The sequence below is a fragment of the Methylobacterium dankookense genome (assembly GCF_902141855.1).
In the GTDB taxonomy this organism is placed as follows: Bacteria; Pseudomonadota; Alphaproteobacteria; order Rhizobiales; family Beijerinckiaceae; genus Methylobacterium; species Methylobacterium dankookense.
In genome coordinates this window covers 156,342-172,881 of record NZ_CABFVH010000006.1, presented here as the reverse complement: position 1 = coordinate 172,881, position 16,540 = coordinate 156,342, and the positions used below count along the sequence as shown (strand labels likewise).

Genomic DNA, 16,540 nt, shown 5'->3' with positions numbered 1-16,540 from the left:
ATCCCCGAGGCGCCCCATGGCCGCCAGCGCAACCCTCGCAGCCCCCGCCGAGCCGCCCCTGGACCGCCGCCGCATGGTGGCCTTCCTGTGCATGGTCTTCGGGATGTTCATGGCGATCCTGGACATCCAGATCGTCTCGGCCTCGCTCAACGAGATCCAGGCCGGCCTCTCGGCCTCGGGCGACGAGATCCCCTGGGTGCAGACGAGCTACCTCATCGCCGAGGTGATCTCGATCCCGCTCTCGGGCACGCTCTCGCGGGTGCTCTCGACGCGCTGGATGTTCGCCATCTCGGCCGGCGGCTTCACCCTGATGAGCCTGATGTGCGCCACCTCCTCGTCGATCGGCGAGATGATCGTCTGGCGGGCGGCGCAGGGGTTCATCGGCGGCGGCATGATCCCGACCGTGTTCGCCTCGGCCTTCACGATCTTCCCGCCCTCGAAGCGCTCCATCGTCTCGCCGATGATCGGCCTCGTGGCGACGCTCGCCCCGACCATCGGCCCGACGGTCGGCGGCTACCTCACCGACCTGTTCTCCTGGCACTGGCTGTTCCTCATCAACATCGTGCCGGGCATCTTCGTCACGGTCTCGACCTGGATCCTGGTCGATTTCGACCGGCCGAACCTCGACCTCCTGAAGGGCTTCGACTGGGCCGGGCTCGTCTTCATGGCGGGCTTCCTCGGCTGCCTCGAATACGTGCTCGAGGAGGGCCCGAACCACGATTGGCTGCAGGACGAGGCGGTCTTCGCCTGCGCCATCGTCTGCGGCGTGTCGGCGCTGCTGTTCTTCTGGCGCGCCTTCACGGCGCGCCAGCCGATCGTGGACCTGCGCGCCTTCTCGAACCGCAACTTCGCGGCGGGCTGCGTCTTCAGCTTCGTGCTCGGCATCGGCCTCTACGGCCTGACCTACCTCTACCCGGTCTATCTCGCGCGGGTGCGCGGCTACTCGGCGCTCCAGATCGGCGAGACGATGTTCGTCTCAGGGCTCTGCATGTTCGTCACCGCCCCGATCGCCGGGCGCTTCCTCGCCAAGGCCGACCCGCGCGTGCTGATGGCGATCGGCTTCGCGGGCTTCGCCGCCGGCACCTGGATCGTGACGGGGCTGACCAAGGACTGGGACTTCTGGGAGCTGCTCTGGCCGCAGGTCCTGCGCGGCTGCTCGCTGATGCTGTGCATGATCCCGATCAACAACATCGCGCTCGGCACCCTGCCGCCGGAGCGGATGAAGAATGCGTCGGGCCTCTACAACCTGACGCGCAATCTCGGCGGTGCGGTCGGCCTCGCGCTGATCAACACGCTGCTGAACGACCGCTGGGACCTCCACCTCGCCCGGCTGCACGAGCGCTTCACCTGGTCGAACAGCGCCGCGCTGGAGCGCCTCGACGCGATGCGCCGCCAGTTCGAGGTGCTCGGCGGCGACGCGGCCGGCATGGCGCTGAAGGCCATGACCAACACGGTGCGGGTGCAGGGCCTGGTGATGAGCTTCGAGGACGTGTTCCTCATCCTCACCGGGCTGTTCCTGGCCATGGCCTGCGCCACGCCGCTGATCCGCCGGCCCCAGGGCGGGGCGCCCGCCGGGGCGGGGCATTGAGATGCGAAAGCCCGCTCCGGGAAGCGGAGCGGGCTCGATCATTCACACGTTTCCGGAGCGACGCGCCCCCTCTCCCGCACGGGAGAGGGGGCGCGTCGCGCTTGGCCACGATGTCGTGAGTCCAAGCATCAAGCGCTCGGCACAGGCATCCTCCCCCGCCTAACGGGGGAGGGCCGATTAGGTCAGCCCTGCGGCCACTCGCGGATGTCGACGAAGTGGCCGGCCACCGCCGCCGCCGCGGCCATGGCCGGGGAGACGAGGTGGGTGCGTCCGCGCGCGCCCTGGCGGCCCTCGAAGTTGCGGTTCGAGGTCGAGGCGCAGCGCTCGCCCGGGCTCAGCCGGTCCGGGTTCATGCCGAGGCACATGGAGCAGCCCGGCTCGCGCCAGTCGAAGCCCGCGGCGATCAGGATCTTGTCGAGTCCCTCGGCCTCGGCCTGCGCCTTCACTAGGCCGGAGCCCGGCACGATCATCGCCGAGACGCTCTGGTGGACCTTGCGGTCGCCGACGACGCGGGCGACCTCGCGCAGGTCCTCGATGCGCCCGTTGGTGCAGGAGCCGATGAAGACCCGGTCGAGGGCGATGTCGGTGATCCGGGTGCCCGGCGTCAGGCCCATATAGGCGAGCGCCTTCTCCTTGGACTGGCGCTTGTTCTCGTCTGCGATCGCGGCCGGATCCGGCACGCGGCCCTGGATCGAGATCACGTCCTCGGGGCTCGTGCCCCAGCTCACCAGCGGGGGGAGGTTCGCCGCGTCGAGCCGCACCTCGCGGTCGAAATGCGCGCCCGCATCGGTGACGAGGCTCTCCCAATAGGCGCGGGCCTTGTCGAAGGCCGCGCCCTGGGGCGCCTTCGGCCGGCCCCGGACGTAGGCGTAGGTGGTCTCGTCGGGCGCGACCATGCCGGCGCGGGCGCCGCCCTCGATCGACATGTTGCAGATCGTCATCCGCCCCTCCATCGAGAGGGCGCGGATCGCCTCGCCGGCATACTCGATGACGTGGCCGGTGCCGCCCGCGGTGCCGATCTCGCCGATGATGGCGAGGATGATGTCCTTGGCGGTCACGCCGGGCGGCAGGGTGCCGTCCACGGTGACGCGCATGTTCTTCGCCTTCTTCTGCACCAGCGTCTGGGTGGCGAGCACGTGCTCGACCTCCGAGGTGCCGATGCCGTGGGCGAGCGCCCCGAAGGCGCCGTGCGTCGAGGTGTGGGAATCGCCGCAGACGATGGTCTGGCCCGGCAGGGTGAAGCCCTGCTCCGGCCCGATGATGTGGACGATGCCCTGGCGCCGGTCGAGGGCGTCGTAGAACTCGATGCCGAAGTCGCGCACGTTCTCGGCGAGCGCCTCGAGCTGCGTGCGGCTCTCGGGATCGTCGATGCCCTTGCTGCGGTCCGTGGTCTGGACGTTGTGGTCGACCACCGCCAGCGTCTTCTCGGGGTGGCGCACCTTGCGGCCGGCCACGCGGAGGCCCTCGAAGGCCTGGGGGCTCGTCACCTCGTGCACGAGGTGGCGGTCGATGTAGAGGAGGCTGGTGCCGTCCGGCTGAACATCGACGACGTGGTCGTCCCAGATCTTGTCGTAGAGCGTGCGCGCGGGTGCCATGATTCGGGTTCGCTGGTGACTCTGCCGGAGGGCGCGGAGGCCCGGGCGTTCGAACCGTTCTTAGTAGGGATCTCCGGCCGATTTCGGAAGTGGGCAGCGTCTGCCGCAGCGAGATGGCAGCCCGGCCTGTATCGCGGGCCGTGCACGCTCCGCTTGCATCGGGGGAACGCAGGCGACACAGCATCGGGGAGCCGTGCCGCCGAACGGCGCCCCAGGGAGGCACCCCGCGTGACGTCCGAGAGCCCTGCCGAGATCCTGCTGATCCGGCCGATGCACAATGCCGTGATGGAGGCGCTCGCCCGCGACTTCCGCCTGCACCGGCTCGACACGGCCCCCGATCCGGAGGCGCTGCTCGCCGAGGTGGCGCCCCGCATCCGCGGCCTCGCGGTGGGCGCGCAGACGCCCGTCGACGGCGCCCTGATGGACCGGCTGCCGAAGCTCGAGATCGTCGCGAATTTCGGCGTCGGCTACGACACGGTCGATGCCCGCGCCGCCGCGAGCCGCGGCATCGTCGTCACCAACACGCCGGACGTGCTCACCGACGAGGTCGCCGACCTCGCCCTCGGGCTGCTGCTCGCCACGCTCCGCCGGATCCCGCAGGCCGACCGCTATCTCAGGGCCGGCCATTGGCCGAAGGCGCCCTTTCCGCTCACCGGTTCCTTGCGCGGGCGCCGGGTCGGCATCCTCGGCCTCGGCCGGATCGGCCGGGCCATCGCGCAGCGCCTCGAAGGCTTCGGCGTCGCCATCGCCTATCACGGGCGCCGGCCGCAGGTGGACGCACCTTATGCCTACCACGCGACGCTGCTCGGCCTGGCCGAGGCCTCGGACGTGCTGATCGTGGTGGCGCCGGGGGGCGCGGGCACGGAGAAGCTGATCGGGGCGGAGGTGCTTGCTGCGCTCGGGCCCGAGGGCGTGCTCGTCAACGTCGCCCGCGGCAGCCTCGTGGACGAGGCGGCGCTCGCCGCGGCGCTCGCGGCCGGCACGATCCAGGCGGCGGGGCTCGACGTCTTCGCCAACGAGCCGCACGTGCCGGAGGCGCTCGCCGTCCTCGACAACACCGTGCTGCTGCCGCATGTCGGCTCGGCCTCCCACCACACCCGCGCGGAGATGGCCCGGCTCGTGGTCGGGAACCTCGTCTCGTGGTTCGCCGGGCGCGGGCCCCTCACCCCGGTGGCCGAGACGCCGTGGGCGGGGGCATGAGACGGATCCTCCTCGCCGCCTCGACCACCGCCCTGATCTCCGGTTTTCCGGCGGCCGCGCAGGAAGCCATCCCGAGCCGCCCGCCGGAGATGCCCCCCACCCTGCCGGGTGCGATGCCGGGCGCCATGCCAGGAACCTTGCCGGGAACCTTGCCGGAGCCCGCGGCCCCGGGCGCCGCGCCGGAGGCGCCGATCCCGGCGGCCGGCCGCCTGCCCGACCGGTTCACGGGCGTGCCCGGGACCTGGGACCTCTCCCGCGACGGGACCAACTTCCGCTGCGTGATGACGCTGGCCCTCGACAGCGGCCAGGCGGGCCGCCGCCTCGCCTTCCCCGCGGGCTGCCGCCGGGCGCTGCCGGTGACGACGGGAATGGCCGGCTGGCTCTGGACCGAGGCGGGCCTGCGCCTCGTCGACCGCAACCTGCGCCCGCTCCTCATCTTCGCGCGCCGGCCGGACGGCGGCAGCCTCGTCGCCCGCGCCGAGAGCGGCGAGGTCTACAGCTTCGTACCCCTCGACATCGCGGCGATGCGTCCGAGCGAGCCCGGGGCCGGCGCCCTGCCCGACCCGGCGCCAGCCGCCGACCCGGCCGCGCCCCACGCGGCGCAGCCGGTCGCGGCCTCGCCCGCCGGCTCGAATCCCGAGGCCGGGCTCTACGCCCTCGACCGCTATCGCGACCGCGACACCTGCCGCCTCGACCTCGCCGTGCCGTCGAGCGTGCACATCCTGCCCGGCTGCCGCGACGGCGGCATCCAGGTCTTCGACCCCGTGAGCTGGAACTTCGCGGCCGGCCGCCTGACCCTGAAGGCCCGCCGCGGCCACACGGTCGGCCTCGTCCCGACCGGCGACGGCGCCTGGCGCCGCGACCCCGAGACCGGCACCACCTTCGTGCTCCGCAAGGTCGAGCCCTGAGAGCGAGTCCGGCCGCTCTCAAGGTTGTGCGCCACCCCTCTCCCCGCCCGAAGTCGGGTCTACCCGACTTCGGTCTCTGGATGTCGATCCCGGGCAGGCCCGGGATCGATGCGGGGAGAGGCCCGCGGGCACCGTGTCGTGCCTGCGGGAAGCGGAGGCGAAGCCGCAGCGGCGGTGAGGGGGAACGCGGCCCTCTCCCCGCAAGCGGGGAGAGGGGATCCGCGGCGGACCGCTCTGTTCAACCGGAAGCCCCGATCAGCCTCACCCGATGATCTTGTCCACCGTGATCGGCAGGTGGCGGATGCGCTTGCCGGTGGCGTGGAAGACCGCGTTGGCGATGGCCGCCGCGGTGCCGACGACGCCGATCTCGCCGAGCCCCTTCACGCCGAGCGGGTTGGCCCGGTCCTCCTCCTCCACGAAGATCACCTCGATGTCGTGGATGTCGGCGTTCACCGGCACGTGGTACTCGCCGAGATTGTGGTTCATGAACCGGCCGATCCGGGTGTCCATCATGGACTCCTCCTCCAGCGCCGAGCCGATGCCCATGACCACGCCGCCGAGGATCTGGCTGCGCGCGGTCTTCGGGTTCAGCACCTTGCCGGCCGCGATCGCCGAGACGATGCGGGTGAGGCGCACCTGCCCCAGTTCCTCGTCGATCTTCACCTCGGCGAAGATCGCGGAATGGGTATAGGCCTCGTACTTGGCGTTGAAGTCCTTGTCCGGCCCGGCCTCGGCGGTGGCCTCGAGCTTGTCGACGCCGGCCGCGCGCAGCACGTCGACCAGGGCGACGCCGCGGGTCGGGTCGCCCGCCACCTCGATGCGGCCCTTCGCGAAGGCGACGCGCTCGAAATCGACGTTGGCGAGGGGCGAATCCTCCATCGTGCGGGCGAGCTTGAACGCCTGCTCGGCGACATCCCGGCAGGCCTTCATCACGGCCGTGCCGGAGGAGGCCGCCGTCCACGAGCCGCCCGCTACCGGGGCCTCGGGCAGCCGCGTGTCGCCGAGCTTCGTCGTCACGTCCTCCATGGGCAGGCCGAGCGTGTCGGCGGCGATCTGGGTGAGGATCGTGTAGGTGCCGGTGCCGAGGTCGCCCGTCGAGTTGCCGACCTCCAGCCGGCCGTCCGCGCCGAGGATGGCGTGCGCGCCCGACTGCATCATCATCGATTCCCAGATGCCGGTGGCCACGCCCCAGCCGACGAGTTCCCGGCCCTCGCGCATGGAGCGCGGCTCCGGATTGCGCTCGGCCCAGCCGAAGCGCTCGGCCCCTTCCGCGAAGCAGGCCTTCAGCGCCTTCGAGCCGAAGGGCTTGTCCTCGGCGGTCTGGTCCGCCTCGGTGTAGTTCTTGAGCCGGAGCTGGATCGGGTCGAGGCCCGTGGCGTAGGCGAGCTCGTCCATCGCCGTCTCGATGGCGAAGACGCCGGTCACCGCGCCCGGCGCCCGCATGTCGGCGGGCGTGGGCGTGTCGAGCTGGGCGAGCCTGTAGGTCAGGGCGACGTTGCTGCACTTGTAGAGGACGCCCGACCAGTTGACGACGACCTCCTGGTAATCCTCGAAGCGCGAGGTCTGCTGCACGGCGTCGTGGCTGAGCGCCTGGAGGGTGCCGTCCCGGTCCGCGCCGAGGCCCACCGTCTGGAGCGATTCGGGCCGGAAGCTGAAGCTCCACATCTGGTCGCGGGTCAGCACCACGCGCACCGAGCGCCCGAGGTCGCGCGCGGCCAGCATCGCCAGGAAGAGCTGGTATTGCGGCCGCAGGCCCGAGCCGAAGGCGCCGCCGAGATACGGGTTCATCACCCGCACTGTGTCCTTGGCGAGGCCGAACACGCTGGCGAGGTAGCCCTGGCTGTTCGAGACGCCCTGGATCTTGTCGTAGACCGTGTAGCTGCCGTCCTCCTCCACGACGACGGTGGAGGCGTGCGGCTCCATCGGGTTGTGGTGCTCGACGGCGAGCGTGTATTCGTGCCGGAGCTTGACCGCGGAGGTGTCGAACACCGCCTCCGCGTCGCCCCAGGGCTTCGGCGGCGGCTTGATGCCGTTGCGCTTCTTCGGCGGGTCGTAGGCGCTGCCGGCGGCCGCGGCGAGGTCGGTCTCGGGCGTCTCCGCCTCGTACTCCACCCGCACCAGGGTCGCGGCGTAGCGGGCCGTCTCGAAATCCTCGGCCACCACCAGGGCGACCGGCTGGCCGCTATAGTGGATCTTGTCGTCGTAGAGCGCGCGGAAGGGCGAGCCGGGCGGCGCCACCGCGTCCTGGTAATTGTAGTCGAGCCAGGCGGTGCGCGGCCGGTTCGCATGGGTCAGCACCTTGGCGACGCCGGGCACGGCCTCCGCCGCGGCGCTGTCGATGGCGGCGATCCGGCCCCGGGCGATGGCGCTCGAGACCACGCTGCCGTGGAGCAGGCCGGGCGCGGTGAACTCGCCCGCATATTTCGCGAGGCCCGTCACCTTGGCCGGGCCGTCCACGCGGCTGCGCGGGGTGCCGACGAAACGGTCGCGCCCCGTGGAGGAGAAGGTCTGGGTCATCGGGCCCTCACTGGATGCGCTTGTCGGAGATGGACTGGGGCGTGCCCGCGGCGGCCTGCTCCAGGCCGCGCACGATGGCGCGCCGCGCCAGCTCCACCTTGAAGGCGTTGCCCTGGGGCCCGCCCTGGGTCTTCGCCTCGGCCACGATGAGGTCCGCCGCCGCCTGGAAGCTCTCGCGATTCGCCGGCTTGCCTTGGAGAAGCGCCTCGGCCTTCCGGTTGCGCCAGGGCTTGTGCGCGACGCCGCCGAGCGCGAGGCGGGCGGTCTTCACCTGATCGCCGTCGAGCTCCAGGCCCGCGGCCACCGAGACCAGGGCGAAGGCGTAGGAGAGCCGGTCGCGCAGCTTCAGGTAGGTGTAGTGGCTCCCGAAATCGCGCGCGGGCAGGTCCACCGCCACCACGATCTCCCCGGGCTTCAGGTTCGTGTCCTGCTCCGGCGTGTTGCCCGGCAGGCGGTGGAAATCGGCGATGGGGATGCTGCGCTCGCCCTTCGGCCCGCTCACCTGCACCACGGCCTCCAGCGCGGCCAGCGCCACGCACATGTCGGAGGGGTGGGTGGCGATGCAGTGCGCGCTGGTGCCGAAGATCGCGTGGATGCGGGCGATGCCGCCGATCGCCGAGCAGCCGGAGCCGGGCTCGCGTTTGTTGCAGGGCGTGGCCGTGTCGTAGAAGTAGTAGCAGCGCGTGCGCTGCAGGAGGTTGCCGCCGGTCGAGGCGGCGTTGCGGAGCTGCGCCGAGGCCCCGGCCAGGATCGCGTTCGCCAGAAGCGGGTAGCGGCTCTGCACCCGCGCGTCGTAGGCGACCGCGGCATTGGTCGCGAGAGCCCCGAGCCGGAGCCCGCCGTCACGCTCCTCGATCCGGTCGAGCGGCAGCCGGGTGATGTCGACGAGGCGCCCCGGGCGCTCCACGTCGTACTTCATCAGGTCGATCAGGTTGGTGCCGCCCGCGATGAAGCGCGATCCTTCCGCGCCGGCGAAGGCCTGGACCGCCTCGGCGACGGTGCCGGCTCGCACGTATTCGAAGCGGTTCATCGGCCGCCTCCCTGGCTCATCACGTCCTCGATCGCGTCGACGATGTTGGTGTAGGCGCCGCAGCGGCAGATGTTGCCGCTCATCGCCTCGCGGATCTCGTCGCGGGACCTGGCGTGACCCTCGTTGATCAGGCCGACCGAGGAGCAGAGCTGGCCCGGCGTGCAATAGCCGCACTGGAAGGCGTCGTGCTCGATGAAGGCCTCCTGGATCGGGTGCAGGCTGTTGCTGCCCGTGCCCGCGAGGCCGGCCAGCCCCTCGACGGTGGTGATCTCGGCCCCGTCCTTCATCACCGCGAGGGTCAGGCAGGAATTCACGCGGGTGCCGTTCACCAGCACCGTGCAGGCGCCGCACTGGCCGTGGTCGCAGCCCTTCTTGGTCCCGGTGAGGTCGAGATGCTCGCGCAGGAGGTCGAGCAGCGTGGTCCAGGGCGCGACCTGCAGGTCGCGCCGATGGCCGTTGATCGTCAGGCTGATGCCGATCCGGGTGTCCGCCGCGACGGGCGAACCGCTTTCGATGAGCATGGGACCTTCCCAGAAATGCGGTCGGGCCGCGACGCGGCCCGCGAGAATGGGGCGCCATCCCGCGGCTAGCGCGGCGCACCCGGTCTCACCTCACAACCGTTCCAAGGTGCCGCCGTTCCCGGATCGGGCTCGGCCCCCGATCCGGGGTCGTTCCGTTCGGCCGGCGCATGGGCTAACCCTGTCAGCAGACCCCGCTCTCCGGAGACCTGTGCGATGGCCGCGCTCGACGCGATCCTGAACGACATCGACCGAGACCTCGACGGCGCCCTGGAGCGCCTGTTCGCGTTCCTCAGGATCGAATCGATCTCGACCGACCCGGCCTATGCCGGCGCCTGCCGCGAGGCCGCCGGCTGGCTCGCCAGGGACCTCACGGCGCTCGGCTTCGAGACCGGCATCCACGAGACGAGCCTCTACCCGGTGGTGCTGGCGCACAGGCCGAAGCCCGGCACGCCGCACGTGCTGTTCTACGGCCATTACGACGTGCAGCCGGTGGACCCGCTGGACTTGTGGGAGACGAAGCCCTTCGAGCCGCGCATCGCGGAGGGGCCGGACGGGCAGAAGCGCATCGTCGGGCGCGGCGCCTCCGACGACAAGGGCCAGGTGATGACCTTCGTCGAGGCCTGCCGCGCCCACATCGCCATGAGCGGGGAGCTGCCCTGCGGCGTCACCATCCTGGTCGAGGGCGCCGAAGAGAACGGCTCGCAAGGGCTCCCCGAATGGGTCGCCGAGAACAAGGACAAGCTCGGCTGCGACGTGGTCCTCGTCTGCGACACCTCGATGTGGGACGCCAGGACGCCTGCCATCACCACCTCGCTGCGCGGCCTGTGCTATTTCGAGGTCAAGGTCACCTGCGCCGACCGCGATCTGCATTCGGGCTTCTTCGGCGGCGCGGCGCGCAACCCGATCCACGTCCTGTCCAAGATCGTCGCCGACCTGCACGACGCGGACGGGCGCGTGACGATCCCGGGCTTCTACGACGGCGTGCACGAGCGCCCGCCGGAGGTTCTGGAACAGTGGCGCGGCCTCGGCCTCACCCCGGAGAAGTTCCTCGGGCCGATCGGCCTCAAGGAGCCGGCCGGCGAACGCGGGCGCATGCCGATCGAGCTGATCCAGTCGCGGCCCGCCTGCGACGTCAACGGCATCATCGGCGGCTATACCGGCGAGGGCACCAAGACGGTGATCGCGAGCACGGCCTCGGCCAAGGTCTCGTTCCGCCTCGTGGACGATCAGGACCCGCAGGCGCTGGCCCGCTCCTTCGAGGCCTTCGTGCGGGCGCGCGTGCCCGCCGACTGCTCCGTCGAGGTGATCACCTACAAGGGCTCGCGCGCGGTGAGCCTGCCCTTCGACATGCCGGAGCTGGCGCTCGCCAAGCGGGCGCTCGCCGAGGAATGGGGCGCGGAGGCCGTGACGGTGGGCGCGGGCGGCTCGATCCCGATCGTCGGCGACTTCAAGCGCATCCTCGACCGCAACACGCTGCTGATCGGCTTCGGCCTCGACGACGACCGCATCCACTCGCCGAACGAGAAGTACGACCTGCGCAGCTTCCACAAGGGCACGCGCTCCTGGGCGCGGATCCTCGCCGCCTTCGGCGAGGCCGGCCGGGGCTGAAAGCCCTCAGCCCCGGCCGATCCGCCGCGCCACCCAGGCCCAGAGCGCCCGCACCTCCTCCGCCGCGGGTGCGCCCGGGGCCTGCTCGGTGACGCCGAAGCCGAGGGCCAGGGCGTCCTGGTGGTCGACGCGCTGGACCAGGGCCGGCTCGGCGAGCACGCCCAGCGCACGCAATTGCTGGGCGTAGAGGCCGGTGCGCGGCGAGGGCGCGGGCGGGCACTGGTTCAGCACCAGGGCGACGCGCTCGCGCAGGCCCTGGCGGACCATGGCGTGGATGGTCGGCTGCGCCGCCATCAGGTCGAGCCGCGAGGGCCGGATCGGGATCAGCACGAGGTCGGCGAGCTTGAGCGCGAGGCCGAGGCCGGCCGCCGCCGTGCCCGCCGTGTCGAGGATCGCGAGGGTGCGCCCCTGCGCGGCGTGCTGCTCCAGGATCTCGGCCAGCTGCGCCGTCTCCCAGGGCTGGATCCGGTCGACCAGGGGATCGGGGCCGCCCCGCAGCGCGGCCCAGCCCGCGAGCGAGCCCTGCGGATCGAGATCGAGGGCGCAGACCTGCTCGCCGGCCTCGGCCGCCGCTACGGCCAGGGAGGCGGCGAGCGTGGTCTTGCCGGTGCCGCCCTTCTGGACCGCCAGCGCGACGATCCGCATGCGGCCGGGCGGCCGGCCGGGATGCGAGCCCGTCGCCATGACGGCGCTCAGGCCGCGGGCCGCAGGGGCGGCCCGGCTTCGGAGAATCGGGGAACCATCGGCGCCGTCGCTGGGAATTGCGTCTCGCATCCGGGCGCAGGAACCCGGACGGCCGCTGCTTAAGCCACGCCGGTCCAGGCCGCTACGGGGGCCGGACGAGATTCCGCGGCCCGCGTGAGCCCGCACCCCCCGCGCGGGATCGCGGCCCGCCCCCACGCGTTGGCCCGGCGAGCCCTCCCCCTGTGCCGTCCCTCTGCCAGGAGCCGCATGCCAGAGCCGAACCGACGCGCCGTCCTCGGAGCCGCGCTCGCCCTCGCCGCCGCCCCGCCCGCCTTCGCCGCGACGGTCCGCGCGGACGATCCCCGCCTCGAGGCGATCATCGATCCGCAGGCGCGGCTCACCACCCTCTACGCGGACGGGCGCTGGTGCGAGGGGCCGTGCTGGGCGCCCGCGCTCGGCGGCCTGATCTTCAGCGACGTGAAGGCGAACCGCATCCTCGTGCTCGGGGAGGACGGCGTCCGGACCTTCCGCGCGCCCTCGGACAACGCCAACGGCAACACCCTCGACGCGCAGGGGCGCCTCGTCACCTGCGAGCACCGCACCCGGCGCGTGGTGCGGCGGGAGGCCGACGGCGCCCTGACGGTGCTGGCCGACGGTTTCGCGGGCAAGCGGCTGAATTCCCCGAACGACGCGGTCGCCGGGCCGGACGGGGCGATCTGGTTCACCGATCCGGTCTTCGGCATCACCGAGCCGGAGGAGGGCATCCAGGCCGTGCCCGAGCAGGCGGCGCGCCGCGTCTACCGCATCCCCGAGCCCGGCCGCGTCGAGGCGATGACGGACGCCCTCGACCAGCCGAACGGGCTCGCCTTCTCGCCGGACGGGCGCATCCTCTATGTCAGCGAGGCCGGCGCCTCCCTGAACCCCGAGGGCGGCCGGGCGATCCACGCCTTCCCCGTGGAGGAGGGGCGGCTCGGCCGGCCGCGCCTCTTCGCCGAGATCGAGGACGGCGTGCCGGACGGGCTCAAGGTCGATGCCGGAGGCCGCGTCTTCGCCGCCTGCATCGACGGCGTGCGGATCTACGCCCCGGACGGCACCCGGCTCGGGCGCATCGCCACGCCGAATGTGGCGGGCAACCTGGCCCTCGCGCCGGGGCGCCTCTTCATCGCCGCCTCCCACGCGATCCACGCGATTCCCCTGCGCGCCTGATGGGCCGTGCTGAATCCGAGCGAGCCGAATCCGAGCGAGCCATGACCGACCGACGCACTCTCCTGACCGGCGCACTCCTTCTGGCAGGCAGCCCCACCCTCGCCGCCTCTGAGGCGGGTTCGGGGGCGAGTTCGGGGGCGAGCGAGAGCCGACCGGTGGGCGGCCTCGAACTGGCGCTTGCCGCCGCCGCCCCCTCGACGCCGACGGGGCTCGCCATCTCCCGCAGCGGCCGCGTCTTCGTGATGATGCCCCGCTTCACCGCCGACGTGCCGATCACGGTCGGCGAGGTGATGCCGGACGGCTCCGTGAAGCCCTATCCGGACGCGCAGGCGAACCGGCCGGATCCGGGCCGGCCCCAGGCCAGCCTGTTCCACGTGCCGAACGGCGTGTTCGACCGCGACGACACCCTCTGGCTCCTCGATGCCGGCCTGCCCGAGGGCAAGGGCGCGCCGGTGCCGGGCGGGGCGAAGCTGGTCCAGATCGATCTCGGGCAGAACCGCGTCCTGCGGGTGGTGCCGCTCGATTCCGGCATCACCCCGACCTCCTCGCTGAACGACCTGCGCGTCGGCAGCCGCGACGGCCGACCGGTCGCCTACATCACCGACCAGGGCCAGGGCGAGGAGGGCGCGATCCTCGCCGTCGACCTGCGGAGCGGCCTGGTGATGCGCCGCCTCGACGGCCATGCCAGCACCAAGTCGCAGAAGGGCATCGTCAAGTTCGTCGAGGACCGCCCGGTGATGCAGACCAAGGGCGACGGGCCGCCCCAACACCCGAAGGGCGGCGCCAACGGTATCGCGCTGAGCCCGGACGGCGCGCGGCTCTACTACGCGCCGCTGATGGGCCGGCGGCTCTACGCGGTGGAGACGGCCGGCCTCCTCGATCCGAAAGCGAGCGACGCGGAGGTGGCCGCCACCGTGCGGGACCTCGGCGAGAAGGGCATGACCGGCGGCCTCACCACCGATTCGCAGGACCGGATCTATCTCAGCCTGCAGGAGCACAACGCGGTCGGCCGGCGCGATCCGGACGGGCGCATCAGCGTGGTCGCCGCCGACCCGCGCCTGGTCTGGGCCGACACCTTCTGGATCACGCCCGACCGCTGGCTCTACATCTCGGCGGCGCAGGTGAACCGGCGGCCGGAATTCAACGGCGGCCGGGACCTGCAGCAGCCGCCCTACGCGATCCTGCGGATGCGCATCGACGCGGACCCGGTGGACGGGCGCTGAGGCCAGAGACGAGAAAAGCCCCGGCCTTGCGGCCGGGGCTCATCTTTCACGTCGCGTGACCTGTCCGAAGACGGATCAGGCGCGGCCGGCCTGCTGGGCGACCTCGGTCGCGAAGTCCGGGCCCTCTTCCTTCTCGATGCCCTCGCCGAGGGCGTAGCGCACGAAGGCCGTGAGGGTGACCGGCGCGCCGACCTTGCCGGCGGCCTCCTTCAGCACCTGGGTGACGGTCTTCGAGCCGTCATGCACGAAGGGCTGATCCAGGAGGGTGACCTCCTTGTAGTAGCTCTTCAGGCCGCTCTCGATGATCTTGGCGAGCACGTGGTCCGGCTTGCCGGCGTTCTTCTCGCGCAGGATGTTCGACTCGCGCTCGACCGTGGCGGCATCGACGCCCGAGGCATCCAGCGCCACCGGGTTCGTCGCGGCCACGTGCATGGCGATCTGGCGGCCGAGCGCCGAGAGCGCGTCCACGTCGCCCTCGGACTCGAGCGCGATGAGCACGCCGATCTTGCCGAGGCCGTCCGAGATCTGGTTGTGCACGTAGGAGGCGATCACGCCCTTGCCCACTTCGAGCTTGGCGACGCGGCGCAGGGTCATGTTCTCGCCGATGGTGGCGATGAGGCTCTGCAGCTTGTCGCCGACCGTCTCGGTGGCGCCCGGGAAGTGCGCGGCCTGCAGGCCCTCGAGGGTGCCGTCGGTGTTGAGGGCGATCTTGGCCGCCTCGCGCGCGAAGGCCTGGAAGGCGTCGTTGCGGGCGACGAAGTCGGTCTCGGAGTTCACCTCGACGATCGCGGCGTGACGGCCGGCGGACTCGACGGCGACCAGGCCCTCGGCGGCGACGCGGCCGGCCTTCTTGGCGGCCTTGGCGAGGCCCTTCTTGCGCAGCCAGTCGACGGCGGCCTCGAGGTCGCCCTGGGTCTCGTTCAGCGCGCCCTTGCAATCCATCATGCCCGCGCCGGTCTTCTCGCGGAGCTCCTTCACCATCGCGGCGGTGATGTTGGCCATGGCCGGTCCTTTCAGAGGGGTCTCAGATAAGAGGGGCCCGACGCTCTGCGGGAGCGCCGGGCCCGGCGTGTTTCTTCAGACTGTGCGGCGACGACGCGGCGACATCGCCGCGGCTCGCGTGCCGATCAGGCGGCGGCGGCGGCCTCGACGAAGCCGCGGGCCTGGTCGACCCAGCCGTCGCGGGCGATGCGGCCGTTGAGCTTCAGGTCGGCATCGACCTTGGCGACGTCGTCGGCGGTCATCGCGGCGATCTGCCAGTAATGGTAGATGCCGGCGTCGTTGAGCTTCTGCACGATCTGCGGGCCGGCGCCGTTGAGCTTGGTCAGGTCGTCCGGCGCGCCGCGCGGGGCGGCGAGCAGCTCGAAATGCTCGGTCGACTCGGCGAGCATGGCGACGTCCGCCGGGTCGAGGGCGTCGGAGGAGACGGCCAGGTCGTCGTTGGCCGGCAGTTCCTCGGCCATCGGCTCCTCGGAGGCGCCGAGGTCGACGCCCGACGAGCCCTGGGCGCGGGAGATGCCGTCGATCGCGGCGCGGGCGACGAGGTCGCAGTACAGCGCGATGGCGCGGCCGGCGTCGTCGTTGGCGGGCACGATGTGGGCGATGCCGTCAGGGTTGCAGTTGGTGTCGACGATGGCGGCGACCGGGATGCCGAGGCGGTTCGCCTCCTTGATCGCCAGCTGCTCCTTGTTGGTGTCGATCACGAACAGGAGGTCGGGCACGCCGCCCATGTCCTTGATGCCGCCGAGCGCCTTCTCGAGCTTGTCCTTCTCGCGGGACAGCATCAGGCGCTCCTTCTTGGTCAGGCCCTGGGCGCCGGTCTCCAGCGTCTCCGTGACCTTGCGCAGGCGGGAGATCGAGCCCGAGATGGTCTTCCAGTTGGTCAGCATGCCGCCGAGCCAGCGGGAGTTGACGTAGTACTGGGCCGAGCGCTTGGCCGCCTCGGCGATGGCGTCCGCCGCCTGGCGCTTGGTGCCGACGAACAGCACGCGGCCGCCGCGGGCCACCGTGTCGCTCACCGCCTGCAGGGCGTGGTGCATCGCCGGCACGGTCTGGGCCAGGTCGATGATGTGGATGTTGTTGCGGGTACCGAAGATGTAGGGCTGCATCTTCGGGTTCCAGCGGTGCGACTGGTGACCGAAATGGGCGCCAGCCTCGAGGAGCTGACGCATGCTGAAATCGACGGCCATGATTCGTATCTCTCCGGTTGTACCGCCGCGGAGGAAGCGACCGGCCCGTTCGGCCAGCCACCGGAAACGCCTCATTCAGTCATGAGGCCAGCCCCGCGTGTGGAATGGGCGGCGCCATAGCAGAGCGGGCCGTCCGACGCAACCGGCCGCACCCGGCCTCCCGGACGTGCGGCGCAGACAAAGCCATTGCCGGCGCGCGTCTCGCCCCTGCGCGATCAGGTTGCGCATCAGAATAATTCAGGATTCGTTCGCAGCAGCGATTTTCATCCAC

The 16,540-nt window shown here is 71.6% G+C and carries 13 protein-coding genes; 6 read left to right on the top strand and 7 right to left on the bottom strand.

All coding sequences use genetic code 11. The features are described from left to right. The first annotated feature begins 16 nt into the window (after nucleotides 1-16). On the top strand, nucleotides 17-1,588 hold the full coding sequence (locus MTDSW087_RS07735) for a DHA2 family efflux MFS transporter permease subunit (RefSeq protein ID WP_144762569.1): 1,572 nt from the start codon (nucleotides 17-19) through the stop codon (nucleotides 1,586-1,588). Nucleotides 1,589-1,770: 182 nt separating this feature from the next. Here MTDSW087_RS07735 and leuC read toward each other — a convergent pair whose 3' ends face one another. Then, a complete protein-coding gene (gene leuC / locus MTDSW087_RS07730; RefSeq protein ID WP_144762566.1) occupies nucleotides 1,771-3,183 on the bottom strand; it encodes a 3-isopropylmalate dehydratase large subunit in 1,413 nt (470 codons plus the stop codon). A gap of 228 nt (nucleotides 3,184-3,411) precedes the next feature. Between leuC and MTDSW087_RS07725 the strand changes: the two genes are divergently transcribed. Together MTDSW087_RS07725 and MTDSW087_RS07720 are read left to right on the top strand one after the other, a co-directional pair. After that, nucleotides 3,412-4,383, top strand: a complete 972-nt coding sequence (locus tag MTDSW087_RS07725; protein ID WP_144762563.1) for a 2-hydroxyacid dehydrogenase — start codon at nucleotides 3,412-3,414, stop codon at nucleotides 4,381-4,383. Next, entirely contained in the window at nucleotides 4,380-5,291 is a 912-nt protein-coding gene (locus MTDSW087_RS07720; protein ID WP_144762560.1) for an AprI/Inh family metalloprotease inhibitor, read from the top strand. Before MTDSW087_RS07725 ends, MTDSW087_RS07720 begins: the two co-directional genes overlap by 4 nt. A gap of 261 nt (nucleotides 5,292-5,552) precedes the next feature. Here the strand turns inward: MTDSW087_RS07720 and MTDSW087_RS07715 are convergent, their stop codons facing one another. Genes MTDSW087_RS07715 through MTDSW087_RS07705 form a run of 3 tightly spaced genes read right to left on the bottom strand, consistent with a single transcriptional unit; the run spans nucleotide 5,553 to nucleotide 9,359 of the window. Continuing rightward, complete coding sequence (locus MTDSW087_RS07715) at nucleotides 5,553-7,808, bottom strand: xanthine dehydrogenase family protein molybdopterin-binding subunit (protein ID WP_144762558.1); 2,256 nt, start codon at nucleotides 7,806-7,808, stop codon at nucleotides 5,553-5,555. Nucleotides 7,809-7,815: 7 nt separating this feature from the next. Then, nucleotides 7,816-8,838, bottom strand: a complete 1,023-nt coding sequence (locus tag MTDSW087_RS07710; RefSeq protein WP_144762555.1) for an FAD binding domain-containing protein — start codon at nucleotides 8,836-8,838, stop codon at nucleotides 7,816-7,818. Further along, complete coding sequence (locus MTDSW087_RS07705; protein ID WP_144762552.1) at nucleotides 8,835-9,359, bottom strand: (2Fe-2S)-binding protein; 525 nt, start codon at nucleotides 9,357-9,359, stop codon at nucleotides 8,835-8,837. Before MTDSW087_RS07705 ends, MTDSW087_RS07710 begins: the two co-directional genes overlap by 4 nt. 213 nt (nucleotides 9,360-9,572) lie before the next feature. Here MTDSW087_RS07705 and MTDSW087_RS07700 point away from each other — a divergent pair, with 213 nt between their 5' ends. Continuing rightward, nucleotides 9,573-10,967 (top strand): M20/M25/M40 family metallo-hydrolase, encoded by a 1,395-nt coding sequence (locus tag MTDSW087_RS07700; RefSeq protein WP_144762549.1) that lies wholly within the window; start codon nucleotides 9,573-9,575, stop codon nucleotides 10,965-10,967. Between the two features lie 6 nt (nucleotides 10,968-10,973). Here the strand turns inward: MTDSW087_RS07700 and MTDSW087_RS07695 are convergent, their stop codons facing one another. Beyond that, nucleotides 10,974-11,651, bottom strand: coding sequence for a nucleotide-binding protein (locus tag MTDSW087_RS07695; protein WP_238179513.1), 678 nt, complete (start codon nucleotides 11,649-11,651; stop codon nucleotides 10,974-10,976). 267 nt (nucleotides 11,652-11,918) lie between these two features. Here MTDSW087_RS07695 and MTDSW087_RS07690 point away from each other — a divergent pair, with 267 nt between their 5' ends. Both MTDSW087_RS07690 and MTDSW087_RS07685 read left to right on the top strand, forming a co-directional pair. Next, on the top strand, nucleotides 11,919-12,857 hold the full coding sequence (locus MTDSW087_RS07690) for an SMP-30/gluconolactonase/LRE family protein (protein ID WP_144762491.1): 939 nt from the start codon (nucleotides 11,919-11,921) through the stop codon (nucleotides 12,855-12,857). Nucleotides 12,858-12,898: 41 nt separating this feature from the next. Continuing rightward, nucleotides 12,899-14,080 (top strand): SMP-30/gluconolactonase/LRE family protein, encoded by a 1,182-nt coding sequence (locus MTDSW087_RS07685; protein WP_144762488.1) that lies wholly within the window; start codon nucleotides 12,899-12,901, stop codon nucleotides 14,078-14,080. A gap of 75 nt (nucleotides 14,081-14,155) precedes the next feature. Here MTDSW087_RS07685 and tsf read toward each other — a convergent pair whose 3' ends face one another. Next, nucleotides 14,156-15,082 (bottom strand): translation elongation factor Ts, encoded by a 927-nt coding sequence (gene tsf, locus MTDSW087_RS07680; RefSeq protein WP_144762485.1) that lies wholly within the window; start codon nucleotides 15,080-15,082, stop codon nucleotides 14,156-14,158. Nucleotides 15,083-15,207: 125 nt separating this feature from the next. Beyond that, nucleotides 15,208-16,269, bottom strand: a complete 1,062-nt coding sequence (locus MTDSW087_RS07675) for a 30S ribosomal protein S2 (RefSeq protein WP_144762482.1) — start codon at nucleotides 16,267-16,269, stop codon at nucleotides 15,208-15,210. Between the last annotated feature and the right edge of the window lie 271 nt (nucleotides 16,270-16,540).